Source organism: Vibrio sp. KUL80 (genome assembly GCF_059725495.1).
Map to the genome: position 1 here is coordinate 432,675 of NZ_AP045842.1, position 25,437 is coordinate 458,111.

At 45.2% G+C, this 25,437-nt stretch carries 18 protein-coding genes and 3 pseudogenes; 9 read left to right on the top strand and 12 right to left on the bottom strand.

What is annotated here, in order from left to right:
- The first annotated feature begins 92 nt into the window (after positions 1 to 92).
- Together AC6I8U_RS18585 and AC6I8U_RS18590 are read left to right on the top strand one after the other, a co-directional pair.
- On the top strand, positions 93 to 608 hold the full coding sequence (locus AC6I8U_RS18585; protein WP_498019242.1) for an RNA methyltransferase: 516 nt from the start codon (positions 93 to 95) through the stop codon (positions 606 to 608).
- Positions 609 to 696: 88 nt separating this feature from the next.
- Complete coding sequence (locus tag AC6I8U_RS18590; protein WP_498019243.1) at positions 697 to 1,110, top strand: VF530 family protein; 414 nt, start codon at positions 697 to 699, stop codon at positions 1,108 to 1,110.
- Between the two features lie 96 nt (positions 1,111 to 1,206).
- Here AC6I8U_RS18590 and AC6I8U_RS18595 read toward each other — a convergent pair whose 3' ends face one another.
- The 5 genes from AC6I8U_RS18595 to AC6I8U_RS18615 form a co-directional block, all read right to left on the bottom strand.
- Positions 1,207 to 2,457 (bottom strand): DEAD/DEAH box helicase, encoded by a 1,251-nt coding sequence (locus AC6I8U_RS18595; RefSeq protein ID WP_498019244.1) that lies wholly within the window; start codon positions 2,455 to 2,457, stop codon positions 1,207 to 1,209.
- Positions 2,458 to 2,598: 141 nt separating this feature from the next.
- Positions 2,599 to 3,690: an ABC transporter ATP-binding protein gene (locus AC6I8U_RS18600; protein ID WP_128649193.1), complete on the bottom strand. Its 1,092-nt coding sequence runs from the start codon at positions 3,688 to 3,690 to the stop codon at positions 2,599 to 2,601.
- Positions 3,691 to 3,739: 49 nt separating this feature from the next.
- The gene (locus AC6I8U_RS18605; protein WP_498019599.1) at positions 3,740 to 4,882 is read right to left on the bottom strand and encodes a carbohydrate ABC transporter permease; all 1,143 of its coding nucleotides are present in this window, start codon (positions 4,880 to 4,882) and stop codon (positions 3,740 to 3,742) included.
- Between the two features lie 56 nt (positions 4,883 to 4,938).
- The gene (locus AC6I8U_RS18610) at positions 4,939 to 5,949 is read right to left on the bottom strand and encodes a carbohydrate ABC transporter permease (protein WP_498019245.1); all 1,011 of its coding nucleotides are present in this window, start codon (positions 5,947 to 5,949) and stop codon (positions 4,939 to 4,941) included.
- Positions 5,950 to 6,048: 99 nt separating this feature from the next.
- Complete coding sequence (locus AC6I8U_RS18615; RefSeq protein WP_498019246.1) at positions 6,049 to 7,401, bottom strand: ABC transporter substrate-binding protein; 1,353 nt, start codon at positions 7,399 to 7,401, stop codon at positions 6,049 to 6,051.
- A 322-nt stretch (positions 7,402 to 7,723) separates the two neighbouring features.
- On the opposite strand from AC6I8U_RS18615, the gene AC6I8U_RS18620 reads away from it, so the two are divergent.
- Positions 7,724 to 8,743 carry a LacI family DNA-binding transcriptional regulator gene (locus AC6I8U_RS18620; RefSeq protein ID WP_498019247.1) on the top strand — a complete coding sequence of 340 codons (1,020 nt, stop codon included), beginning with the start codon at positions 7,724 to 7,726 and terminating at the stop codon, positions 8,741 to 8,743.
- A 32-nt stretch (positions 8,744 to 8,775) separates the two neighbouring features.
- Entirely contained in the window at positions 8,776 to 10,458 is a 1,683-nt protein-coding gene (locus AC6I8U_RS18625) for a glycoside hydrolase family 13 protein (RefSeq protein WP_498019248.1), read from the top strand.
- A 49-nt stretch (positions 10,459 to 10,507) separates the two neighbouring features.
- Here AC6I8U_RS18625 and AC6I8U_RS18630 read toward each other — a convergent pair.
- Positions 10,508 to 11,185 (bottom strand): annotated as a pseudogene (locus AC6I8U_RS18630) (ISAs1 family transposase); the annotation flags it as partial.
- Positions 11,186 to 11,254: 69 nt separating this feature from the next.
- Between AC6I8U_RS18630 and AC6I8U_RS18635 the strand changes: the two are divergent.
- The gene (locus AC6I8U_RS18635) at positions 11,255 to 12,268 is read left to right on the top strand and encodes an IS110 family RNA-guided transposase (RefSeq protein WP_498017778.1); all 1,014 of its coding nucleotides are present in this window, start codon (positions 11,255 to 11,257) and stop codon (positions 12,266 to 12,268) included.
- A gap of 430 nt (positions 12,269 to 12,698) precedes the next feature.
- Here the strand turns inward: AC6I8U_RS18635 and AC6I8U_RS18640 are convergent.
- A pseudogene (locus tag AC6I8U_RS18640) lies at positions 12,699 to 13,734 on the bottom strand (IS110 family RNA-guided transposase).
- 149 nt (positions 13,735 to 13,883) lie between these two features.
- A pseudogene (locus AC6I8U_RS18645) lies at positions 13,884 to 14,327 on the bottom strand (ISAs1 family transposase); the annotation flags it as partial.
- A 343-nt stretch (positions 14,328 to 14,670) separates the two neighbouring features.
- Between AC6I8U_RS18645 and AC6I8U_RS18650 the strand changes: the two are divergent.
- Together AC6I8U_RS18650 and AC6I8U_RS18655 are read left to right on the top strand one after the other, a co-directional pair.
- On the top strand, positions 14,671 to 15,930 hold the full coding sequence (locus tag AC6I8U_RS18650; RefSeq protein WP_498019249.1) for an acyl-homoserine-lactone synthase: 1,260 nt from the start codon (positions 14,671 to 14,673) through the stop codon (positions 15,928 to 15,930).
- 74 nt (positions 15,931 to 16,004) lie between these two features.
- A complete protein-coding gene (locus tag AC6I8U_RS18655) occupies positions 16,005 to 18,827 on the top strand; it encodes a response regulator (RefSeq protein ID WP_498019250.1) in 2,823 nt (940 codons plus the stop codon).
- On the opposite strand, the gene AC6I8U_RS18660 is transcribed toward AC6I8U_RS18655, so the two are convergent.
- The 3 genes from AC6I8U_RS18660 to AC6I8U_RS18670 all read right to left on the bottom strand — a co-directional run bounded on the left by AC6I8U_RS18660 (position 18,824) and on the right by AC6I8U_RS18670 (position 21,365).
- A complete protein-coding gene (locus tag AC6I8U_RS18660) occupies positions 18,824 to 19,498 on the bottom strand; it encodes a hypothetical protein (RefSeq protein WP_498019251.1) in 675 nt (224 codons plus the stop codon). The two genes, AC6I8U_RS18655 and AC6I8U_RS18660, sit on opposite strands and share 4 nt — an antisense overlap.
- Before the next feature lie 103 nt (positions 19,499 to 19,601).
- Entirely contained in the window at positions 19,602 to 20,456 is an 855-nt protein-coding gene (locus tag AC6I8U_RS18665) for a patatin-like phospholipase family protein (RefSeq protein WP_498019252.1), read from the bottom strand.
- A 6-nt stretch (positions 20,457 to 20,462) separates the two neighbouring features.
- Positions 20,463 to 21,365: a homocysteine S-methyltransferase family protein gene (locus AC6I8U_RS18670; RefSeq protein ID WP_498019253.1), complete on the bottom strand. Its 903-nt coding sequence runs from the start codon at positions 21,363 to 21,365 to the stop codon at positions 20,463 to 20,465.
- Between the two features lie 424 nt (positions 21,366 to 21,789).
- Between AC6I8U_RS18670 and AC6I8U_RS18675 the strand changes: the two genes are divergently transcribed.
- On the top strand, positions 21,790 to 22,839 hold the full coding sequence (locus tag AC6I8U_RS18675) for a polysaccharide lyase family 7 protein (protein WP_498019254.1): 1,050 nt from the start codon (positions 21,790 to 21,792) through the stop codon (positions 22,837 to 22,839).
- 102 nt (positions 22,840 to 22,941) lie between these two features.
- Here AC6I8U_RS18675 and AC6I8U_RS18680 read toward each other — a convergent pair whose 3' ends face one another.
- Positions 22,942 to 23,943, bottom strand: coding sequence for a metal-dependent hydrolase (locus tag AC6I8U_RS18680; RefSeq protein WP_498019255.1), 1,002 nt, complete (start codon positions 23,941 to 23,943; stop codon positions 22,942 to 22,944).
- A 159-nt stretch (positions 23,944 to 24,102) separates the two neighbouring features.
- On the opposite strand from AC6I8U_RS18680, the gene AC6I8U_RS18685 reads away from it, so the two are divergent.
- Complete coding sequence (locus AC6I8U_RS18685; protein ID WP_498019256.1) at positions 24,103 to 25,437, top strand: MFS transporter; 1,335 nt, start codon at positions 24,103 to 24,105, stop codon at positions 25,435 to 25,437.

The window sequence follows — 25,437 nt, forward strand, 5'->3', positions numbered from 1 at the left end:
TGGCTCTAGTACTTTACTCTTATTAGAGCCATAATCCGCCCCTTCTCGACGATGTCTCTCCAACCACCATGCAAATTGAGTTGAAAACAGCAATGGCAACAGAATCCACGGTCACTATTGGCCTGCATAATCCAAAGAGCCCAACTAATGTAGGTGCCGTTATGCGTGCAGCTGGATGTTATAACGCAAATGAAGTGCGCTATAACGGCACACGTTATAGCCGAGCCGTAAGGTTTCAAACCGATACGCAAAACATTCAAGAACGCATTGCCTTGGTGGAAAAAGAAGATCTTACAGCAGAGCTGGCTGATGATGTGGAAATCGTCTGTGTAGAGTTCGCTGTGGGCGCGAGCTCTCTGCCCTGCTTTGAGCACCCTCAGAAAGCCCTGTATGTATTTGGACCTGAAGATGGCTCACTGCCACAAGAGCTCGTGGATAAAGCCCATCACGTGGTTTACGTCCCGACAAATGGCTGTATGAACCTTGCTGCGACGGTTAATGTGGTTCTATATGATCGCTTGGCTAAGACGATGGGAGCCATCGATGACCACCAACAAGTTATTGCCAATCGCGACAACAAAAACCGATTAAAAGTGAAAGCGGTTTAGCCATTTAAAATTGACGTGACATTGCTATAGAAGCACATGCACTACATACTTTGCTTAACTCCGTCTTAGAATGAGTGAGACCCAGAAAATGATGACTGACGAAGAAAGAATCGAGCTGCAACAGAACAACCCACTACATGGGTTAAAACTAGAAACCATGTTGCAAGAGTTAGTGGACTTTTACGGCTGGGACATTCTCGATACCGCCATGCGCTTCAACTGCTTTAATACTAAGCCGTCGATTGCGAGTAGCGTGAAGTATCTAAAGAAAACCGAATGGGCGAGAGAGAAGTTAGAAAACTTTTATCTATACCGCTTTAAACGCATGCCAAGAGCAAGCGCTGAAGAATACAACATTCCACCAAGAGCACGCACCTTCCCGCACGGTCTTGAGCCGAAAGAGCCGATGGCACTGACTGTTGAATCGATTCTTAAATCACAAGCGAAAGCGGCGACAGCATTTAAGAAACGCTCTGGACGCGGACGTCCACCACGTCGATAACGCATTGCTGAATGCTCAATGCTCAAGTAAGGCTTTTATGTTTTGATAGAAGCGACAGATTAGAAAGCGGGCTTGCTACCCGCTACTACCTTCATTCTATTGACTGCGCTTTTTCTTCTTTTTACCAGTACCCGCAGGTTTCGCTCGTGGCTTCATCGGTGCAAAGTAAGCTTCACTTTGATCGTCTTCCACTTCAAAACCTTTAACTTGTTCGCGCTCTAACTGGAACTTGTTCTTCTTCTCAATCACCTTGAAGTGGTGGTAATCATCGTAATCAATGAGCGATAATCCCAGACCAACTTCACCCGCGCGGCCACTACGACCGATTCGGTGCATATAGTCAGCAGGACTGCGCGGAAGATCGAAGTTAATCACGACTGGCAGTTTTTCAATATCTAGACCACGTGCGGCGATATCGGTCGCGATTAGCACTTGAATCTCACCAGATTTAAAGCCTTCCAATACGCGAGTACGGGCGCCCTGCCCTTTATCACCATGGAATACTTCCGCCGTGATACCGCGCTTTGACAGCTTTTGAGCCAGATGATTACAAGCATTCTTAGCATTTACAAAGATCAGCGTCTGTCGCCACTGATTCTCTTTGATGAGGTGTGCAAGTACCGCGGTCTTCTGGCCTTTATTAACGCTGAATACGCGTTGAACCAAGGTACTGGCTTCAGCGCTTTGAAGTTGCACTTCAACGGGGTTATTCAACAAACCTGTAGCAAGGTTCGTCACTTTTTCAGGGAACGTGGCAGAAAACAGCAGCGTTTGCTTCTTCTCTGGCAGCAATGCCAGGATCTTGTTCAGTTCCTCGGTAAACCCAAGGCTCAACATACGGTCTGCTTCATCAAGAACAAGCGTTTTCACTTGGTCCAACTTAACGGCATTGCTTGAAACCAAATCCAGTAGGCGACCCGGTGTAGCGACGATAACGTCAGCGCCACCGCGAAGTGCTAGCATCTGAGGGTTCACTGAAACGCCACCAAACACCGCAACCGTTTTGATCTTATCTCTTAAGTGATAAGAGTAAGATTTCACGTTGTAAGCCACCTGTGAGGCCAATTCACGAGTTGGAACTAATATCAGATGCGATACATAGTTACCACGACGATTTGCTGACGTCTCTTGTTGACAGATTTTCTGAAGAATCGGCAACGCAAACGCAGCAGTCTTACCAGAACCCGTATTGGCACCACCTACGATATCTCGCCCTTCAAGTGCTTGAGGGATAGTATGAGATTGAATTGGGGTTGGCTGGCTATATTCCAAAGCTTCTAGCCTTTCGACTAGGGTTGGAATGAGACCAAGGCTGGCAAATGTCGCTTGCGTTGTAGTATCTGTCATTACAAAAAGTGGCTCAGTGCTAGGTAAAGGGCGTGTATCTTATGCTATTTGCCGCAAAGATGTTAGCAATATTGAAATCGAGGGGGGTAAACCAAAAAGCTCCCGACGATGCGAGAGCTTTTGGAACTGTTCATATTCTGCTTATAAGTGCTTGAGCGAAATGCCATCCTCATTGAACAAGTGGATCTTTTCTGGGTCCGCTTTCAGATAAATCTCTTCTCCCTTATGAAAGTCCAAAATACCCGGCAGCTTTGCTACTACGGCTTCTTCATGCCCTTCTACTCGAATGTGAAGCAGAGTAACTTCTCCTAATGACTCCACAAACAGTACCTTTCCTGACATCAATGCGTCGGCTGGCTCTGCCACCAAAAAATCTTCAGGTCGAATACCAAGTTGCAGTTTCGAGCCCGTTAGGGACTCTTCCGACTGCACTGGCACTTCGATGTTAAGACCACTTTCTGCCGTCACTAATGACTTGTCCCCAGCTTTTTCCATTCTTGCCTGACTAATGTTCATTGCGGGAGAGCCAATGAACTGCGCAACAAAGACGTTTGCAGGGTCGGTATAAAGCTCTAGTGGCGTACCAACTTGCTCAATACGCCCCGCAGAGAGCACGACGATGCGATCGGCTAGTGTCATCGCTTCGACCTGATCGTGTGTCACGTAGATCATCGTCGTTTCAGTGAGCGCCTCTTTTAAGTTGGCGATTTCAATACGAGTTTGAACACGCAGCGCTGCGTCTAGGTTAGATAACGGTTCATCAAATAGGAACACCTTCGGCTGACGTACAATCGCGCGCCCAATAGCGACACGCTGCCGTTGGCCACCGGATAGTGCCTTGGGTAAACGATCTAGGTATGGCTCAAGTTGTAGCATTCGCGCAGCTTCCATCACGCGCTCATGAATCGCCTCTTTTGACTCTTTAGCGATTCGCATGGCAAACGCCATGTTGTCATACACCGTCATGTGGGGGTATAGCGCGTAGGTTTGGAATACCATCGCAATACCGCGCATCGCAGCAGGTAGCTCATTGACTCTCGCGCCTTCAATACACACCTCACCGGAGGTAATCTCTTCAAGCCCCGCAATCATGCGAAGTAATGTCGATTTTCCGCAGCCTGATGGGCCTACGAATACGATAAACTCTCCTTGACTGATTTCGAGGTCAATCCCTTGCAGTACCTGAGTTTCACCGTATGATTTTTTAACGTTTGTTAAAGATAATCCTGTCATTTCACTAATCTCATCTTAAAATCAGTCACATCGTTGAATCAGGAACTGCTTATTTAACAGAACCAGAAAGTAGTCCACGAACTAAATATCGTTGCAGCACAAAGAACACACATAGCGGCACAGCAATAGAGACGAACGCCGATGCAGTTAAGATTTCCCAGTTTCCACCGCGAGACCCCAGTAGCTCACGCAACCTTGCCGTCAAAACCATATGTTCTTCACCTGTCCCCAAGAATACGGTCGCCACGAGTAAATCATTCCATACCCATAAGAACTGGAAAATAGCGAATGACGCCAACGCGGGGAACGACAAAGGCAGTACGATGCGCATAAAGATCTCAAAGTCAGTCGCGCCATCGACTTTTGCTGATTCGATGATTTCTCGCGGCAAGCTAGAAATATAATTGCGCAGTAGATAGATCGCGAGTGGCAGACCAAAGCCAGTATGCGCCAACCAAATTCCTAGATAGGTTTTCGCCCCAACACCAAAGAATGCTCCGATATCGTTATACAAGCGAAGCAGTGGGATCAAAGACATCTGCAATGGCACGACAAGCAAACCAACAACGAGTGCGATCAATAAATTGCGCCCAGGCATCTTCATCCACGACAAGGCATACGCTGCGTAAGCTGCAATAAGAATTGGAATGATGGTGGCAGGAATAGTCACCGTCAGCGAGTTGATAAATGAGCGCCCTATCCCTTCAGCCGTTAATACTTCACGATAGTTATCTAACCCAAACTTTGGAGGCACTACAGCTGTATAGAAGATTCGCTTTCCGCGCTTGCCAGTAAAAGGCTCAGGCGATGTCATTTTATAGTGACCGTCTTCGGTAACAGTGAGCGTTCCATCTTTACGCATTTGTGCAACATCATTTGGCATGAACTTAGTCGGCTCTCGAGATGAAAAACCAAATGCCATGATCTCTGTTGGGCTACCATCCACCAATAGCTGTCCAGACAGCACATAGACATCGCCTTCTTGAACCTGCGTATCTGGATTGTCTGTCCGTGCGACGAGGTTTTGCTCGGATGCAGTTAAGGACGTCCACCAGCCCGACAAAGCCAATTGATCTTTGTCTCTAAATGAAGAAATAAGTAGGCCTGCGGTAGGGAGCGTCCACAGAATCACTATCAGAAGTACAGATAAATGAACCAATATGGTTAGCGGCGAGCGGCGAAGTTTGCTCATGCTAAATCTGGCGTTATCAGGTTCAGTCGGTGTAGGAGCAACAGCTTTACTTGTCATTATCTGTCCTCCATTTGTGCGCTCGCTTGGCGCATGTTCCAGACCATAACTGGAATCACGGCAATCATAATGATGACAGCAATCGCAGCGCCACGACCGAAATCACCGCCTCCTCTAAACATCCAGTCAAACATCATGTTGGCGAGCACCTGAGTACTCCACTGACCGTTAGTCATCGCAAGGACGATATCGAACACCTTAAGCACAAGAATAGTAATCGTGGTCCAGACCACAGCTATCGTGCCCCATATTTGCGGGATTAAGATTTTAAAGAAAATCTGAACACCATTCGCGCCATCAAGAACAGCTGCTTCCACCGTTTCTTCGGGAATGCCTCGAAGTGCTGCGGCTAGAATCACCATTGCGAAACCGGTTTGAATCCAGATAAGAATGACCATCAAAAAGAAGTTATTCCAAAACGGGATGGTTATCCAAGCTTGAGCGGTTCCGCCAAACGCTTCGACGATAGCATTCAATATCCCTATCTGCTCTGAACCCGACGCACGATAGTCGTATACAAACTTCCAAATAATCGACGCACCAATAAAAGAGATCGCCATAGGCATGAAGACCAAACTCTTAGCAATGTTCCCCCAACTCACTCTGTCGGTAAGTGCAGCGATAACCAAGCCGAAAAACGTCGACGCAGCCGGAACCACAAGCAACCACAGCAGATTGTTGAACAGAGACTCTCGAAACTCAGGATCCTTAAAGAGCCAGGTATAGTTGCCCATTCCGACAAACTTGTCCCCATTTCGGTCATGCAATGATAAGTACAAAGATTCGAAGACAGGATAGATAAGATACAGAGTTAAAAATGCCAGTGCTGGACCCAAGAACAGCCAAGGACGAATCGCCGCTGCGCGTCTTAGGTTCTTCGCCATTCTCTGGTTGGATACGTTTCTGGTAGGGAAAATAACGGTGAGCAAGAAGTTACTGCCGAAAAAGTACACGACGCAACTCGCTACGCCTAACACCATGATAAATAGAGAGGAATAAAGCTGTTCCATCACTACCTCGCTTTATTGATGCTTAACAAAGGTGTGAAATGTGAACACCGATAGACACACTAAAAACTGCATCTATCGGTTTCACCTGACTATGCCTTATTACTTAAGTGCATCCCATGTTTTTTGGATGTCGTTGGCAACGTCTTGAGCGGATTTACCGCCACTGTAATCCACCATACCGGTCCAAAATGCACCCGCGCCGATTTTACCTGGCATCAAATCAGAGCCATCAAAGCGGAACGTCGTTGCATCTAGTAAGATCTCACCCTGTTTCTTGAGGGTATCATTGCCGTATGCTTCGATGTTGACCCCTTTATGCGGTGTTAAGAACCCAGATTGAGCCATCCAGATTTCGTGAGCAATTGGCGATTGTAGGAAGGCCATGAAAGCACGCGCCGCTTCGGAGTCTTTGGTGATACTCCACATAGTACCTGCACCAAGTACTGGCTTACCGAGATCTTTTGATTCGTAAGCAGGGAAGTAGAAGAAATCGACATCAGTCCCTAGCTCGGTTCCTTCAGGGAAGAAGCTTGGAATAAACGAGGCTTGGCGATGTAGGTAACATTTAGCTGGCGACGTAAACAGCCCCTTAGGCGAATCACGGAAGTCAGTCGCAGCGACTGCGCGTGCGCCACCATCGACAAACGAGTCGTTTCTTACAAACCATCCGAACTCTTCAATCGCACCAACAACTTTAGGATCGTTGAATTTAAGCTCGTTCGTGGTCCACTTGTCGTAATCGGAAGGGGGTTGGGTGCGAAGCATCATATCTTCAACCCAGTCGGTTGCTGGCCATCCGGTTGCACCGCCCGAACCGAGCCCTACACACCAAGGTGTCTCACCGTCTTTAACGATTTGTTCTGTCAACGCTTTTAGTTCTTCCATCGTTTCAGGCACTTCATACCCGACATCTTCAAAGTTTTCAGGCACATACCAAACCAGAGACTTCAAGTCGACTTTGTAGAAGAATCCATATAAATGATCTTTGCCATCTTTGTCTGCAAACGTACCTAAATCAACCCAAGAAGAACCCGCAGCATAGTTATCGTTAATCCACTCACCCATCTTAGGATCCAGTGGTGCTAAAAAGCCCTTTGAAGCAAGGTCAGCGGCAAGGCCTGGCTGAGGGAAAATAGCGATATTCGGCGCACTACCCGCTTGAACGTCAATAGCAATTTGTTGCTCAAAAGAGTCGGAGCCAGAGTAGTTCACTGTTGCTCCCGTCGCCGCCTCAAAATACGCGATGACGCTTTCAACAAGTTCTTTATCTTCGGTTAACCAAGGTCCAAAAATGGTGACAGTTTCACCTTTTAGATCCATCTTTTTGAGCTCTTCGTAGCTCTGCCAGTTAAAGCGAGCATCTTCGCCAGGTGTGTACTTGAGGTCAGCAGCAAACGCAGAGGAGGTAGAAATCGTAAGTGCTATCGCACTAGCAAGTAGGGAGGTTTTCATCAGCAAGACTCCATGTATTTAGATACTTTTTATTTGTCTCTTAGGTCCTTGGCTTTCGGATTGGTAGCGTGCACAACAAAATAACTTAATCGGTTAAGCCAATATTACTTACCATAAATCCTTATTGACATTTCGACCACTTTCTAACCAGTTCTTGTGCCATCGATCATGTTTTATGTCGCTCTATTTTCAACAAGATGACGAAGTTCAAACTATTCACTCCACCTCAAAAAGTCGCATTTTCATTCTTACTTAATCGTTTTAGAATTAATCAATATCACTCGCTATTCTTGGTTCAATTTAGGGACAATCAGGGGTTGCTATGCAGCGCAAGAAGCCGACTCTAAAAACTGTCGCCGCCCATTTGGGGGTTTCAACGGCTACGGTCTCCAATGCTTTCAATCGCCCTAGTCAGCTATCTAAGGCGCTGCGAGAAAGCATTCTTCTTGAGTGCGAAAAACTCGGCTATACCGGACCAAGCATCACAGCGCGGAGTCTTCGGACAGGTAAAACTGGTGTCATTGGAGTCTTGCTGGCAGACAACTTGGCATACAACTTCACAGACCCTGTCGCCACAGAGTTTTTGGCCGGCGTATCCAAAACCCTAGATGAAGCACACGTAAATATGCTGCTGCTTCCTCCGAGCAGAGAAAACTATCAAAACACCCAGGTAGAGACGATCCCAGATAGCTTCATCGTCTATGGAAAGCCTGTCGACTCAAACATTATCGATTTGATATTAAGGCAGCATAAGCCCGTGGTCGCCGTCGATTTTTCACTACCCGATATCCCGTCCATTAACATTGATAACCACAAAGCTAGCTACGATATCGCGATGCACGCGATCCACGGCAGCGACGACAATGTGCTCATATTAGGTCTAAGACTTGAGCCGTCTACCTCGCTCTCGTTGGCAAATCTCGACAACTTGTATTCCAGTGAAGAATCCGTCTCGCGTTGTCGCTTTAATGGCTACAAACAAGCGCTCGAAGAAAACGGCATCACGTTGTCGAATGAGAACGTTTGGCAGATCCACGACCTTGAAGAAGCCACGCTCAAGACCATGCTAAGAGGCGCACTCACCGCTCCTAGAAAAGTCGATGTATTGCTCTGTATGAGTGACAAGATCGCTCTTGCCGCGCTATCCGTGGCAAAAGAGCTCAACGTTAATACTCGAATCGTAGGCTTCGACGGCATTCCCAAGTCTGCCGAAGCCGAACTGACAACCGTTCAGCAACCTATTGCCAAAAAAGGTCAAATCGCCGCGCAGATGGCGCTTGGCCAACTACCCTACGAATCTATTCAGCTGGAATCGGAACTCATTATTCGCAGCAGCAGTTAGAACTTACCTCACTTGCTAAGGAGAACACTTCCATGAGCACGGAACAACTAGAGCAACGTTGGTGGCACGACGCCGTGGTTTATCAGATTTATCCTAGAAGTTTTAATGACTCTAATGGCGATGGCATTGGCGATATCCCAGGTATTATTGAGAAGCTTGACTACATCCAAGGATTAGGCGTCAACGTGATTTGGCTAAGTCCAGTCTACAAGTCACCAATGGATGACAACGGCTATGATATTTCTGGATATCAAGAGATCGCCCCAGAATTTGGGACCATGGCTGACATGGAGAGACTCTTGAAGGAAGCCGATCAGCGTGGTATCAAGATAGTCATGGATTTAGTCGTCAATCACACCTCAGATGAACATCCATGGTTTATCGAATCCAGAAGTAGCAAAGACAACCCCAAACGTGACTGGTACATCTGGAAAGATCCAAAAGAGGATGGCAGTGAGCCTAACAATTGGGAATCGTTCTTTAAGCCCAAAGCGTGGACGCTCGATGAAAACACAGGGCAATATTACCTTCACCTGTTTAGCAATAAGCAACCAGACTTAAACTGGGCGAACCCAGAAGTAAGAGAAGCCGTCTACGATATGATGCACTTCTGGCTTAAGAAAGGCTTGGGTGGGTTTAGAATGGACGTCATCAACATGATAGGTAAGCCTTCAGATTACCCAGATGCAACGATTTTTGATTCAGGTGTTGCAGGATGGGAGCATTGGTCAAACAACCTACTCGTACATCAATACCTTCGAGAGATGCATGACAAAGTGCTTAAGCATTATGATGTACTCACTGTTGGCGAGACACCTTTCACCACCACGCTTGACGGGCGTTACTACTCTCACCCTGACCGTAATGAAATTAGCATGATCTTCCAGTTCGAGCACGTCAGCATCGACCGAGAAGAGCACAATGCCGTCAAGAAAGATTTCGATTTAGTTCAGTACAAAGAAATCATGTCGCGCTGGCAAGACGACCTCTACCAAAAAGGCTGGAACAGTCTCTATTGGAGTAATCACGATCAACCGAGAACCGTATCTCGCTATGGTTCTGATTGTTCCGAATATCGAGTCATCAGCGCCAAGATGCTTGGTACCGTGCTTCATATGATGAGCGGCACACCTTATATCTACCAAGGTGAAGAAATAGGTATGACCAATAAACACTTCAATGATATTGGAGAGTTTAACGATCTTATGGCGAAGTTCCATTATCAGAAAATGATGGAGCGCGGTGTGTCCGATGAAGACGCCATCGCCTTTCTCAACGACTTCTCTCGAGACCATGCTCGTGTTCCTGTGCAATGGGATGACACAAAACACGCCGGCTTCACGACCAGTACACCTTGGCTTCCCGTCAATGACAATTACGTCGATATTAATGCACAGCAAGCCGTCAACGACGAAACGTCTATCTACCATCACTACCGCCAACTTATTGCCCTGCGAAAAAGTGAGGAGTATGGCGGTGTGATTGTGTATGGGAACCACACACTACTCGACCCAGAAGACAGCGATGTCTACGCGTACATTCGTACATTTGGTGACAAATCACTGCTCACCATCGCTAACTTTACCAACCAGACGTTAGAGAGAACTTACGAATACGGCGTAAAAGCAACCGTTATTAATAATTACTCTAATACCTTGAGTTCATTACATAATATGATGCTTAAGCCTTACCAAGCATTAGTAATAGAGATATAAATAAACGATTGAAAAACTTACAGGCGAACCAGGGCGAGCGCATGAGTGTCTAGTTTTTCGCCACTTGACTAAAACCAGCACTTAATACAGCCTCTAGCATGGACGTATTCATCATACATCGCTTTTGCTTCCCTACGATGCTTAGCTTGGTTGGCTCTTCTTGGAGCATGTTCAAGCTCATATGACGTAGGCATGATAGGTTCTCTGCACCGTGAGCTTTGTATATCTGGCACGCATCTTCATTCATGGTGACATCAAGCACCCAGTGCATTGACTCTATGCCCCAATGTTCTCTGACAGCCATAGCTGCTTGCTCTGCACTAAGCTCTTTGGAGCTGATGTAATAACGGTACTCTAGGTCGACAGGTTTACCTTTCACAAGGCGAAAATTTTCAACCATTACAATGCTCTTCAAGCCTTTCCAGCGAGAGAAGTTACCGTCAAGCTTTGTACTGTCATAAACATAGCATTGGCGAGATTCTATGCGGCCGTGTCCCTGCTCAAGAGAGATGTCATCAGCCATATTAACTCGCTGGGAAGAGAATGCTTTTTCGATTGCTTGTCGGAGTTTTCCTTGGTTGCTCTTTACGGCAAGCAAGTAGTCTCCACCTTGTTCTACAATGGCTTTAGCAATCTTGGTTTGACAGGCCATAGCATCAATAGTTACTAGAGCGCCCTTGATATCGAGCATCCTTATAAGTTCAGGTATCGCGGTAATTTCATTGCTTAATTATATGGTCCGCCTCACTCTTAAGCCCCTACGCTTAGAGTAGGCTCTCAGAACGAGGTGAACCATATGTCTACCATCCACATTTTAGGTATCGATTTAGGTAAGCACTGCTTTCATGCAGTAGGTAATAATTATTCTGGCAAGGAAGTTATTCGCCGTAAGTTTAATCGAAGCCAACTCCTGCGTTTCTTATCCTCACTCGAACACACAACGATTGCTTTCGAAGCCTGCGGTGGTGCTCACTGGCTCGCAAGAAAGTGCCAAGCCTTTGGGCATCGAGTTCGTCTCATCCCACCTCAATATGTAAAGCCTTACGTCAAAGGCAATAAGAATGACTTCATCGACGCAGCTGCGATAGCCGAAGCCGCCAGTCGACCAACCATGAGATTTGTCTCGGTTAAATCAGAAGAAGCTCAAGTTATTTCTGCTATTCATCGTGTACGAGAAGGCTATGTGAAAGAACGAACCGCATGTATGAGTCGTATTGGTGCATTGCTACTCGAATTTGGACTCAGCTTCCCTAGAGGGCATGCGAAGATGAAAACACTGTTTCAATGGTTAGCGGAACAAGATGTTGAGTTGCCACAAAGTCTTATTGCTGAACTTCTCTCGATTCATGAACACTACAAGTACTTAAATGACCGAGTCTCTGAGCAAGACCAAAAGTTGAAAAGCATCGCTATAAGTAATGAAAGCGCAGAGTTGCTGAAGACCATCCCAGGGGTCGGTGATTTAACGGCAACGTTGTGCGTAGCGAACATCAGTTCCGCTTCTAATTTCGATGGAGGGCGAGAGATGGCAGCATGGCTTGGGTTAGTTCCTAGACAATTCTCAACAGGGGGAAAGTCTAAGCTGTTAGGCATGAGTAAACGAGGGAATAAACACCTAAGGACTCTATTTATTCATGGCGCTCGGGCCGTACTTTCTAGGATAGAAACAACAGGAAAGGTGTTTGGAGATTGGTTAGTGAATCTTCGAGCAACGAAACCTTTTAATGTGGTTTTAGTAGCACTTGCCAACAAGCTGGCGAGAATAGCTTGGGCGGTGTTGTATCACCGCCAAGCTTTTCAGGCTGCATAGCCATAACCAAGTTTGCAACGCCAATGAACGTGATGACAAAAACGGTCAATCGGCCAGATTAGTAACCTGTCACAAAAAATAGCATTTAATGCTTTCGGCTTTTTTAAGGATAATCTGGCGCGGATATCATCGTGGAGCGGGGAAGTTAGTGTTCCCAACGTGGACTCCGAATACATATATGGTCTCCCCCATTTGCGCAAGCAGCATTTCGATGATAGGGACAGGTTAGCGGTCATATATTCGGTCTCTCATATTGAAGCTATAACTTCGGACCTTGATGAATCATTCGCACGTACCATCCTACTAATCATTAGCTCGGACTTAATATCCGATGTATTCGTCAGGTTTTGGGTACGTCGGTTTGACCTGTGTCTCATCTTAAATGCTAATCACACAAATTTGGTGATATTAAAAATTTCAGATTAAAGAGTTAGCAACCTGCTAACTTTTCGATTGGTTTATACTCCTGTTTCTTAGTCACAATTACCCACGCCATCCGTAACATTTTGTTCGCGAACGCAATAACAGCTCGATTAAAGCCTCTTTGCTCAACCAAGCGGTTAATCCAGATACTAAGCTTATCGGTCTTCTTCTTAGCATGAGCAACTACAGCTCTTGCACCGTTAACAACTAAAGAGCGGAGGTGGGAGTCACCCCTTTTTACTAATACCCAGTAAGACATTTTTTCCTCCAGTGCTGTTTTGACGGGGGATTAATCCTAAAGCTGCCGCAGCATCTCTGCCGCGCTTAAACTGATACCCATCTCCCATCCAAGAGGTTAAGGAAATACTTACGATAGAACCGACACCAGGCATTGTAATTAAACGCTGACAAGTATCATTCGATTTAACAGTGGCTTCTATATAATCCTGATACGCACTCAGTTCTTTCTCGATATCAAGCAATCGCAAATATTGACGGTTAAGAAATTGGCGAAACACATTAGTCAACTCATTTTCAGCATCTTCTAGTATTCTGGGGACTTCTTTTTTAACCGTAGAGGCTCGCTGGGCTATGACGATACCGTATTCACTCAAAAGCCCACGGATATGGTTAATTAGCCTGGTTCGTTCGACATTTAAAAGTCGGCGCATATGAAGGATGCTTTGCTGATCCTGTTGTTCAATTGATTTTATCGCGACCGTTCGCATAGCTCCGTGTTGCGAGGCTTCAGCTATCGCTTGAGCATCGTTGTAATCATTTTTTTGACCACGTAAATAACCTTTAACATGCTGAGGCGGCAAAAGTTGAACATCATGACCAAGTTTTCTAATCTCACGCCCCCAGTAATGGGCTGAGGAGCAAGCTTCCATAGCAACGACTGACAGATCTAGGTTTGCCAAGTATGGTAGTACCTGGTTTCTGCTTAACTTCTTTCGGGTTACCCGCTTTCCATGCTCGTTCAAAACCACAAAGAAGAAACTATTTTTTGCTAAATCGAGGCCTATTGTTTTACGCTTAATCATGGTCTTCCCCTTATTTCCGATAAAATAGAACTAGTTCTATTTTGGCGCAATATGACGCCGTTAGTGGGAGGGGGAGACCATTTCATCATTAGCGCAAACCAACTCCGTTATTACTAAATTGTAGTTGCAATAACGGGGCGGACCATACATTTTTGTTCAGTTTTTAGCTGTCCCATTACGAGCTTGTTTGACGACGCATAAGCGCTGACCATATGAATCGTACTCGCCCTGTCTTCACGATTATATGAACCGCGAAGTGTTTTACCATCAATCGCAATCACTTGACCTTCTGTAAGAGTATGTATTGATGACATCCAGTTAACGAAGCACTCATGAAACTGCTCAGGTTCAATGGTAGAGATGATACGAGCAATCGTGTCATCCGCAGGAATGCCATTCAAAAACAGGTCATTACGCTTAAACCAATCATGATGACCGAGAATGTATTCACGAATATCAAACCAGCCTTTCGCGCCTGCAATTACCGCACATAGCGACCCAAAAAGGACATCAAACAAGCAATATGTGACCTTTGCACTTTGCCGTTGGTCGATAATCGTTTGAAAATGTTCTTTGAAGTGGTCAATGTGCATGATGCTCTCCTAAAAAAGGGAGTATATGATCACAGCTAAATGTGATCGTCAAATCGATCGTGATTTTGATTGAAAAATGTTCACGATCTCACCCTGACAGGCGAACCCACTTGGTTCGCCTTTTTATTGTCAGTTCTAACAAAAAGAATGTTCTTACAGAAATGAGCTATCTCTGTATTAACACTATCATTTGATCCCGCAGTCATACTCAACAAAGATATTCGAGCAACAACTCAGACATCGCGCCAAGTTACATATTTAGCAACACATTTCACTCTTCTCTAAAGATCTTCGCAACTTAGTGCATACAATTTCTTTAGTTAATCACAAAAGAGGAAAAGAAATGTCTGAGTTCCATATTACTAGCACTCAACCCCTAGCGCTAAATACCACCAATCTGAAATCAACCGAAGACGTTAAAACTTTATTTCTGAGGGAAGTCCACAACTATATTGTGGCTAAAAACGATAGAAAAGTTTTTGAGGTAATTATCAGTAAACGATTGGAACAGTTAAATAATCTCGATAATTCATGTAATTACGAAGGAAATTTAGATGCAAAATACAACTCCGATACTATGTCGGCACTGGTCGAAGACACCACGCTTTTTGGCGTTCCCAACTTCTACCACTACATCGAACTTCAATCACTCTCACTGTTTGGTGGGTTGTTGCCGTTCTGGGTAGAGTATAAGCGATACACCTTACTGCTAGACAATGTGTTACTGAAGTGGAGCAAGCAATCTGAGCAGGCGGTTCTACTGGCAAGGTGCGAATTAGAAGATGGGTACGTGGCAGAGCTGGTGCAGAACATTGAAAATGATGAAAGATGCTTTTTGACTCAGTTCGCAGACGAGTCACTACCTCTATCAAGTGCCAATACACTGATCAATCTTGAAACCTTTGTCAGGCAACAGCATTGGTATGAAATGTTATCTGAACTAGAACTGTCGTCTAAAGGTGAACATTTCATATTATACCAGCAAGACGATGAGGGTATCAAAACCTTGGTATCGTCAGCAAAAATTCAGCGCTGGCGCGAAAAAAATGATTGGCTGGCTTTCAATCCATTTTTTCAATCCGATAATTGGACGGTATCACTGGAGGATAGAAATATAAAAGCACTAGACTTTTCAGGCATTTTTAATGATAACTTAGCCAATAAACTTGACCTAACCAACCCTAAAGGCCTAGATCAATCCTTTATTCAAAACGTCAAACATGGACGAGACTGTTGTGAGTTGATTAGAATGGCAATAGGAGCCCCAGTCAGTAAACTCAATAACATCTTATTTTTGACAATTAAGTATATCTCTATATTTATGAAGCAAGTAGGTATAAAAGGAGTGTATGTTATTACCGAACAACCCGCGCTGCTCTATTTTTTTCAGTCTGTAAATTTATATAGTGAACTCAACGATTGTTATGTCCCTATGACTTATCAACAAATTAACCCGACCGCACCACAAACCTACAAAGGCTTAATTTTAAGTGCGCCTATGGTTAAAGCTATTGGAGAATGCAACTATAAGCAGTACTATAAGAAAGTTTTGTCAGCACGGAAAAGAAGTAAGACACTTTTTGCATCATGCATGAAATTCTAGGATACGCTCTGTCTCATACACCAGCACTGATCATGTACTTGATCGGTACTGGTGTACTTATATGGACAGTTTACATGTCATATAAGATGGCAGAGAATCAGTTTGGAGTAGATCAATCGGTCTACCTCCCTTACTGTCTGTACACCTTTTTCATCGCGTGTTGGATCTTCGCTAATGCTTACTTTCAATCTGATCTGCTCACCTACTATGACAGTGATGTTGCCTGGTACATGGCTATCGGCGCGAATATTTTCTGTGCTTTTGCGATTCTCTCAGCTTACTGGTTTTCCTGTAAGCTCATCTCCAAGTCTAAAAGCCGGAAAATATCTCGATTACAGTTAGTACTTTTAGTGGGACTGTCCCTCCACTCCCTTATCGTGAACATCATTCCTGGGATGACAGTCATTAGTGTAGAGACCCGTGCAGCCGGTGAGTTTTTAATCCGCTTCGGGGATTACAACACAATCTTTTTCCTTACCGCTCCTTTCATCATCTGCCTGACTTTTATTAACTTTCTGCGAGCATGGAAGAGCGAGCTTCGGTTAACACAGTTGAAATCTGGCTACATGATGGGTGGCGTCATCCTGTTTATGGTTTCTACCTTGATTGTGATGATCTTTATACCCTACTTCTTTGACGACTTTTCGCTGGTGTGGGTTGCCCCCACCTTGTCAGTCTTCGAGATGACATTAATTGGTTACGCTTTACTGTGTAATCGATTCTATAGCGGTCGATACATCACACTGGTTGGCGTAAGTTCTTTAACTAATATCGCCATCTTCTTAGCTCCCGCACTCATAATCACGGATTTTGGTGGTCACCAAAACATCGCTCTACTCTGCTGGATAGTGATCACTGGCCTTTTCTATCAAAAGCTCTTCAAGAAAGTTTATTGGTTCTTTAATCAGTTCCTTTACGGCAAAGCAGGTAACAGCATTGACCAATTAGTTAGCCTTGAATCTGAGTTTCGATTCTCGTGCGACGATGCGGTTGATAAGCTCAATCAAACATTAGGAGTTAAGCGCGGCTACATAAGAAAAGTGCTGGCGGACAAAGATGCCCTACTTCTGGACTTTTTCGCAAAAGGCGAGCGAATCATCATCAAGGAAGAACTGGAGTATATTCTCGACAACCATATGGGCGGTCGAGACAAGGTTGCTGAGATCGTCGGCTTTATCTCCGCCAACAACGTGTCTTTGGTCCTGCCCATTTTTGGAAGCCGTAAAGAGATTACCCACTTCTATCTTGCGCGTCAGTCTAAACAGCACCCTTTAATTACTGCAGACCAAGAGGTCGGACTGCATGCGCTTTTCAACGAGGCTAGCCGTTGGATCATCGCCGAAGAAAAAGTACGTAAGAGCCAGATCATTGCGGGTTCAATCGCCCACGAAATACGTAACCCATTTAGCAAGCTCAAATATCACTTTGACCAAATTGATACCAAAGTGCTTGGCAAAGAAAGCATCGACTTGGGGAATCAGAGCTCAGAGGAGATCAAGGAACTCCATCAAGCGCTTAACGAGAGTAAACGAGCGGTATTATCTGGAACACGCTTTATTGATGCTATGTTGGCAGAGATACGCGGCGATACACTGAAGTCTGAGCTGTTCTCTTTGCACTCTGCTAGTGAGTTAACCATTTCAGCCATCAACGACTTCAGCTTCAATAAACCGGAAAATAGGCAACGCGTCAGTCTGACCCTCGAAGACTTTGTGTTTTGGGGAGACGATACGCTGTTTAGCTTCGTCATATTTAACCTGCTTAAGAATGCGACGTATTACTTCGAACAATATCCAGAAAGCAAAATAGACATCAAGCTGAGCCGAGGAAAAACCGCAAATACCTTGCTTGTTACCGACTATGGCCCTGGTATTCCAGAGTCAAACCTGCCGCACCTTTTTGACGACTTATTTACCGATGGCAAAGACTCAGGTACGGGTCTTGGACTTGCCTATTGCAAGAGAGTAATGGAGGCATTCAAAGGCAACATAAGCTGCACATCCCAACAAGGTGTCTATGCTACATTTAAACTCTCTTTTCCCTTAGTAGATGATTCAGAGTTTGAAACTGAGCTGCGCTCTAATCTTCAACCACACCTATCGAAAAAGCGTGCGTTAATCGTCTCTCCCGCCGCACAGCAGAGACCTCTTGACCCATATTTTGATGATGCCTTTGACGTTTCTGTTCATTACAGCCAAAACAGCGATCAGGCGACAGGTCAAATCGAAGCCTCAGCAGTCGATTTTATCCTGATTTCCGACTGCGAACCATCCACAGCATCTGAAATTGCCAATGCGGTTCGGAGTACTGTACAAGGGAGTGAACTGCCAATATTGTACTGCCGCTCATATTTTCATGAGGAGCTTAGCCCAAGTGACAACGTGTTTGATGCAGCACTGTCGGTCTCAAGTAAACACAGTTTCTGGCGTTCATTCGTTAAAGCTTGTGAAGCTGGCGCTCTCAAGAAAAAGGTGTCACTGACAGGTAAGAAAGTGCTTGTCGTTGACGATACTCACGTGAATCGACTCTTAGTACAAAGCTATCTAGTTTTAGAAGGTGTCGATGTACACCTTGCAGCATCAGGAATGGAAGCCATTGAAAAGGCGAAGCAAACGGCCTTTGATCTTATCTTCATGGACATTCGAATGCCTAATATGAATGGCTTTGAAGCCTGTGAAGAGATTCGAAAGTTCAGACGCTCTGTGCCCATTATTTCGCTCTCAGGGGAAAGCGGACCTGATGCCCGCCAATCTATCGATGAGTTAATGGATGACTACATCCCGAAGCCTGCGGAGAAAAAGCAGCTCGTATCTATGATTCGTAAATGGTGTGACGAGGATTGCTCTACAGACAGTCAAAACTCATCTACTCAATTTCGTATTCAAGGTGCGTCTTAAATCTCACGCTCATTCTTACTCAATACCGCCACTAACAGCCCAAAAAACAGTAGAACTATGTTAAAAAGAGGAAGCTGTAGATCGACCGGCATCATGTAAATCACGATAACTGCGGGTATCCATATTAACCAGTTACTAATGGTCATGGCGAATACTCGACGAAACCAAAAGTCACGATCGATGTACTGGCAAAAGCCGCGTTTGGGGAAACCAAGGTCTTTCCACAAGTACAAGATTGCGATAGTTGGCACTGACCAAAATGCAGAGTAAATAAATTGATCAACTGCCACTTTAGTGACCACAGTGCCAACATTCAGCACATCACCAAACCAGTGAGACTGCAATTGATAGAAGAGATCTACTTCGATGCCTTTATACGCCCAAAATAGAGCGACACAGAGCAATTCGGCGCCAAAACGAGAACTTTTATATCCCAATGCATTAAGTACCAGCAAAGGGAAAATCCCACCGAATAATGCCGTTGCTATTGCACCATAGACCCAGCCATATTTAGCTTTGGTTTGAGACATGACGTCAAATACGAGGTGAGATTGCGGCCAATAGAAGTAACTCAGTGCAATGAATAATGCGAAGCACTGAAGAGCAACACCAGCCTTGAAATTTTTGTGTAGTGCATAGGAAATATCAGTTCGCAGTTGTTGTACTAGCATCGTAAGCTCGTCAGTTTATTCGTGATTTGACTAGCCTACGGCGTTTAGTTACTAACTTTGATTACTATTTTTCATTCTGCATTGATGAAATTTCAACCACTACTTACTTGCTTTCCTTGTCCCAGGCAGTGATCGCATGTTTACCCGCTTCCACGCCCAACTCATACGCTTTCGCTAGTTCACCCTTACTCTGTGTTAGCCTACTCAACGAAAACCCATCTGGCGGACAAACTTCTAATATCTGGATACCTTTTGGCGGATGATTGATAAGCTCAAGCGTTTGATTATAGCGTTCATAAATCGTCTGCATTGGGGCAACAAGGGCCGGCGTTTTTTTCAAAAACAAAGGATAGCTAGGGCCTAATTTCGGCTTGGATTTTTTATACGATTTATCTCGGCTTCGTATGATCATGATCTTCGAAGCACCACGCTTTATCGCCTCTTGGATAGGAATCGAGTCAGACACGCCACCATCAACAAAATGACCATTGTCGAGTTCTACACCACTACGATAAAGAATGGGTAGCGCACTACTCGCCTTCATTGTTTCTGCTAAGAGCTTAGAGTCCGGCGTGAGGTATTCCGGCTGACCCGTTGCACTGTTCGTCACAACAAGAAAAAATGGGCGCGTATCGCTATCAAAAGTTTGCTTGTCGATACCGAGCTCTTTAAGCGTAATCTCCCACATCCAGTCCAAGTCAATCATGTCGCCACCTCGGATAAAACGAGAGAGCGATACAAACTCTTTTCTCAAACTGTAATCAAGATAGATACGCTTGTTCCTTAGTGGCATCTTAGCTAGGTATGCAGCCAAGTTACTCGCACCGGCCGATACTCCCCAAAAGCTGTCAAAAGGCGAAAAGTCCATTGCCATAAAGTGGTCCAACACACCGCATGAAAAGACACTTCTCATCGCCCCACCTTCAACGATCAAGGCCGTTTTTCCAACACGTTCCATGTAGACCTACCCCTGATTTAAGCTCTGCTTCCATTTCATCAACTCATCGATATGGCGCGGCTCAATGCCACAACAGCCACCAATGATAGAAGCGCCAAGTGCATGCCAGCGTTTCGCGAACACCAAGTACTCTTGCGGAGAAAAATGCCTCACAGTTTGAATCGATGCATTGGCTTGATGACCCGACTTGATTGGCGTAAAGCTATTAGCAAACACACCTACTTCAAGTGACTTACCCACTTGGTTGGTAACCTGATTGACCACTTCTATCGCTCGCTCAATAACTTCGGGGATCGAGCAGTTAAAAAAGACACCCTGTGCGTCAATATCTGCCAATAAGGCGATGGCGTCTTTCAAAGACTCTCCCGAACGTAGCGTTGCAGGCTGATCCTCTTCATCCTGTAGCGTAAAACAGATGTACGCAGGTTTATCGGTGAGACTGAAGAGCTCAGCATACATTTTCGCTTCAGCAATACTTGCGACTGTCTCCGCCAACCACAAATCGACATACTCTTCTTGTGCGCGCAGCAGTTCGATGCTTATCGCTTTCCCGCGCTCTGGTTCAAATAGCTCGGGACGATACGAACCAAATACAGGTGGCAGTGAACCTGCTACCTGCACCTTTTGCTCGCTCTGCGATGCAACTTCATGAGCCAACCGTGCTGCTTTACCCGCGAGTGAGGCGCCTTGTTCTTCGTATAGCTCATCTCCGAGGTGAAACGGAACGCAAGCGTAACTGTTGACCGTGATGATCTCAGCACCGGCATCAATAAAAGCTTGGTGAGCTTGCTTAACATAATGGGGGGTTTCAATTAGAGCTTGCGCGCTCCACAAAGGCTGCGAAAAAGGCGCGCCAATACGCTCTAGCTCTCGCCCCATGCCACCATCTAAAATTGTTAATCTAACCATCCTTCTCACCTACTGCTTTTTCTCGGCGTTTATTAGCAGCCATTAAACCACAATTAGGCGAAACTTGAAGTCATGCGACTATCCACTTACGCGCCACGATAGGCTTATGTTGGCTCTTAGAGAGTCTTATTGAAGCTCGCAACCGAATTTTTTGTCTTACAAGTTATACTTCTTTGTCTTTATTTGATTATCGGCTAGTCAAAGTACAGAGAGATCAAAGCAGACCAATCTATGACTGAAATCAAAATCGATTATCACCTTACAAACACAGTCCCTAAAACAATATTTGTTAACTGACGCCGATATTCAATACAACGTTAATTCGGTTCTGTGATCGTCTACACACATCAACTTATCGCTACTTTCCAATCAACTACTCACTCATATTATGTAAGACAATATTACATAACAATAGAAGTAGAAAATGAAAAAGTTAACTGTCATTGCTGGATCTATCCTGTTGTCTTTGCCGTTAACCACACTGGCTGATGTTGCCAATAATGGTGTTTCTTATCCCGTCCCTGCCGATAAATTTGATATGCGAAACTGGAAGATCACGATCCCATCTGATATTAATGAAGATGGTAAGGTCGATGAAATTGAAGGGGTTGCTATGCTTAGCTACTCTCACGAGGACTTCTTCCATCTCGATCAAGATGGCAACCTAGTATTTGAAGTACACAACAAAGCCATCACCACCAAGAACTCAAAGAATGCACGCTCTGAGCTTCGTCAAATGCCACGCGGCGCGAACTTCGATAACATTCTCACCAACGACAAACTCAACCAGTGGGCTCTCTCTAGCCACCCCGATGCAGAAAGCTACAGCGCCGTGGGCGGAACGCTAGAGGCAACGTTGAAAGTCAATCACGTGTCTTTGAATGCGAAATTCCCTGAAAAATACCCAGCACACTCTGTGGTAGTTGGTCAGATTCACGCTAAAAAACACAACGAGTTGATAGAAGCCAAAACGGGTTATGGCCACGGTAACGAACCGCTGAAGATTTTCTACAAGAAGTTTCCTGATCACGAGTATGGTTCCGTTTTCTGGAACTATGAGCGCAACCTAGCCAAAGCTGATCCTGATCGCGCTGACATTGCTTACCCTGTTTGGGGTAACACATGGGAAAACCCAGCAGAGCCAGGTAAAGCAGGTATTAAGCTTGGAGAAGAGTTCAGCTACAAAGTGGAAGTGAAAGGCACCATGATGTATCTAACGTTCGAAACTGCACGACACGATACCGTGAAGTACGAAATCGACCTAAGCAAAGGCATCGATGAAAAAGACTTCCCAACCGGCTATGCGGAAGATGACTTCTACTTTAAGGCAGGTGCTTATGGTCAATGTAGCACCCAAGAGAAACACCCTGTTTGGGGACCAGGCTGTGCAGGTACGGGTGACTTCGCGACAGATAAGAAAAATGGCGATTACAACAGCGTAACCTTCTCAGCACTTAAGCTGAATGGCAAATAAAACCGCTCACTAAGACTATTGCGCTCTTGGCACATCTCCAGTTCAAAGAGCGCAATAAATGTGCCACGCGTTATTTCAAGCGCACCGACCGATAAAATACACTCACCTATCAAACAGCATGTCATAAAATACTTGTCTCGACTCCGAAGTACTGCCTCGGTGTGTCACGTAATTGGCGTGTTCATCGGTTGAAGCCGTAGGTGACAGCTCAATACTCCATAGCGCTTTAAACTCGTTAGGTACAACCGAATATCTAACGTCCATAATTCGGGATGAGTTATTGGGATCTTGAGCTAGGTATCCATGAGAGAACCAACGAAATCGCTCCACGTCTTTCGCTTGCTGCGAATTTGGATCTAACCAAGGAAAATCTCTGGTAACCACCAGTTTATTAATGGACTCTCCCGGATAAGTTTTTACTGTCCTCCCCACTCGCACTGCATCCGCAAAGTAACTATCCTCAGTCTCATAAACGACCTTCCACACTAGGATATTGGCAAAACTCGGTTTGGCTTCAAGCTCAACAACCTGATGTTGACGCGCCTTGGCAAGTTGCCAGCCCGCTACCTCAGCACGATCCCTTTGAACCATTCCAACAAGCGGATAAGCTAGCGCCCATATCATGGCGATTCTGGCAAACCACGGATTACGTTTTATTGTTGCGATAACCACCAAGAGTACAAGAAGAAAGGTAAACATGGGATCGATAACCGACACCACACGCCACGCATACCTATCATTGCTCAATGGCCAGAGAAGCTGAGTACCGTAAGAGGTGCATGCATCCAAAAGCGCATGGGTACCGTATCCTAGAGCGCAGTAAAACCAAGTCTGTGCGAATGAAAAGCCGAAACGTTTGGCAAACACGTGGAACAAAACAAAGGCACAAATAACACTGCCAAATGGGATAAAAAGTAGAGAGTGGGTAAACTGGCGGTGATACTCCAAGAACAGCAAAGGATCGCTTGAAGAGCGAATTAGAACGTCGAGATCAGGCGACATGCCAGCAAGAAGCCCAAGAGCGCCAGCAATCAGTATATTTTGCTTTTTACTCGCCGATTGCGACAAAGACGCGCCGAGGACACCCTGTGTTATTGGATCCATAATTCACTCTAAAGCAGATAATTTCGAACAGAACATACAATCAGCTATAGCAGTAAATGACTGATCTTTCTAATGTAGCTATTATTGAAGTGAAATCTTTTACCTATCGAGCAAATAGGTTTATACCTATTCCTATATAACAATAAGTATCTATTCATTATGACCGTCAAAGAGATCCTGCAAGTTCGCAACGTCCGCTGTTTCTTAATGTTCCGAAGCAGTTACTTTGCACGCTTTTACTACCCAGTTTTCACACTACTCTACTTGGATTACGGTCTTACCCTCTCACAGTTTGCTATGCTCAATGTCGTTTGGGCGGCGACCATTGTCATTTCAGAAGTGCCATCGGGCGCGTTTGCTGACACCTTAGGTCGCAAAAAGCTGGTCGTCCTCTCCTCGCTCGTGATGTTTGTTGAAATCGCCATGATAGCGTTAGTACCGACAGAGAACCCCAACGTGGTCTTCATGGTTTTCTTGATTAATCGAGTGTTGAGTGGGCTCGCCATGTCACTGGCAAGTGGTGCCGACGAAGCACTCGCGTACGACACACTCAAAGATCAAGGTAAAGAAGAAGTCTGGCCCCAAGTTCTGCAAATGCAGCTTCGCATTGCCTCAAGCGTAGGGATTGTCGTTACCTTGCTTGGTGCGGCGATGTACGATGTGAACTTTATGGCTCCGATTTTTGAAGCGCTTGGGATGAAGCGGCCAGAGTCAACACAAGACATCATGCGTATTCCGGTTTTCGCCACTCTAATTGTCGCTCTCATTGCTATCTATGCTGCATTTAGTATGGAAGAAGAGAAAAAGGAGAAGACGGCAGAAGGTGGAAAACTCGCTACAACGATGGCGAGCCTCAAGCTAACCATGAATACTGGGAAGTGGGTGCTATCAACCCCTTACGTTCTGTTTATTTTGCTCTACTACAGCCTGTTCGAGCATACCTCGCGCATGTTTCTCACCATGAACAGTCAATATTATCGAGCGATTGAGATCCCCATTATCTACATCGGCTTTATTGGTGCCGGAATCAGTGTGTTTCAAATACTACTCGCAGGAAGGAGTCGTAGACTGGCTGAAAAAATGGAACCAAAACAATTCATTCTAGCAATGGGAGTTGCCACAATCGCAACCTACTATTGCATTAGTCTAGGCTGGCCTATCTACGGAGTCATTCCCGCACTAGCATTAATCTTCATCACTATGACGATGAACATTTTCATCAGCTATCACCTGAACAAGAAGACCGAATCGCACAACAGAGCCACTGTACTTAGTTTTAAGGGACTCATGTTTAATCTTGGCTATGGGTTTATCGGCATGCTTTACGCCTATTACTACAAACTGCTTTCCCAAAACTACACGGAACAACAAATTGAGCAACATATTGATTTCATTGCCTCTCTGTCATCGTTTGTTTATTACTTTGCGTTTCTGTTTATCGCTATCAGTGCTTGGTTCTACATAATGAACAAGCGAACAACAGTGTTTTCTTAA

What these genes read in the sequence shown, in the direction of transcription:
- AC6I8U_RS18665 (WP_498019252.1), bottom strand. Translation starts at nt 20,456, where the DNA reads ATGGAACGTGTTGGAAAAACGGCCTTGATCGTTGAAGGTGGGGCGATG.
- AC6I8U_RS18680 (WP_498019255.1), bottom strand. Translation starts at nt 23,943, where the DNA reads ATGGATCCAATAACACAGGGTGTCCTCGGCGCGTCTTTGTCGCAATCG.
- AC6I8U_RS18610 (WP_498019245.1), bottom strand. Translation starts at nt 5,949, where the DNA reads ATGGAACAGCTTTATTCCTCTCTATTTATCATGGTGTTAGGCGTAGCG.
- AC6I8U_RS18620 (WP_498019247.1), top strand. Translation starts at nt 7,724, where the DNA reads ATGCAGCGCAAGAAGCCGACTCTAAAAACTGTCGCCGCCCATTTGGGG.
- AC6I8U_RS18585 (WP_498019242.1), top strand. Translation starts at nt 93, where the DNA reads ATGGCAACAGAATCCACGGTCACTATTGGCCTGCATAATCCAAAGAGC.
- AC6I8U_RS18670 (WP_498019253.1), bottom strand. Translation starts at nt 21,365, where the DNA reads ATGGTTAGATTAACAATTTTAGATGGTGGCATGGGGCGAGAGCTAGAG.
- AC6I8U_RS18615 (WP_498019246.1), bottom strand. Translation starts at nt 7,401, where the DNA reads ATGAAAACCTCCCTACTTGCTAGTGCGATAGCACTTACGATTTCTACC.
- AC6I8U_RS18635 (WP_498017778.1), top strand. Translation starts at nt 11,255, where the DNA reads ATGTCTACCATCCACATTTTAGGTATCGATTTAGGTAAGCACTGCTTT.
- AC6I8U_RS18595 (WP_498019244.1), bottom strand. Translation starts at nt 2,457, where the DNA reads ATGACAGATACTACAACGCAAGCGACATTTGCCAGCCTTGGTCTCATT.
- AC6I8U_RS18625 (WP_498019248.1), top strand. Translation starts at nt 8,776, where the DNA reads ATGAGCACGGAACAACTAGAGCAACGTTGGTGGCACGACGCCGTGGTT.
- AC6I8U_RS18675 (WP_498019254.1), top strand. Translation starts at nt 21,790, where the DNA reads ATGAAAAAGTTAACTGTCATTGCTGGATCTATCCTGTTGTCTTTGCCG.
- AC6I8U_RS18600 (WP_128649193.1), bottom strand. Translation starts at nt 3,690, where the DNA reads ATGACAGGATTATCTTTAACAAACGTTAAAAAATCATACGGTGAAACT.
- AC6I8U_RS18660 (WP_498019251.1), bottom strand. Translation starts at nt 19,498, where the DNA reads ATGCTAGTACAACAACTGCGAACTGATATTTCCTATGCACTACACAAA.
- AC6I8U_RS18605 (WP_498019599.1), bottom strand. Translation starts at nt 4,882, where the DNA reads ATGAGCAAACTTCGCCGCTCGCCGCTAACCATATTGGTTCATTTATCT.
- AC6I8U_RS18685 (WP_498019256.1), top strand. Translation starts at nt 24,103, where the DNA reads ATGACCGTCAAAGAGATCCTGCAAGTTCGCAACGTCCGCTGTTTCTTA.
- AC6I8U_RS18650 (WP_498019249.1), top strand. Translation starts at nt 14,671, where the DNA reads ATGTCTGAGTTCCATATTACTAGCACTCAACCCCTAGCGCTAAATACC.
- AC6I8U_RS18590 (WP_498019243.1), top strand. Translation starts at nt 697, where the DNA reads ATGATGACTGACGAAGAAAGAATCGAGCTGCAACAGAACAACCCACTA.
- AC6I8U_RS18655 (WP_498019250.1), top strand. Translation starts at nt 16,005, where the DNA reads ATGTCATATAAGATGGCAGAGAATCAGTTTGGAGTAGATCAATCGGTC.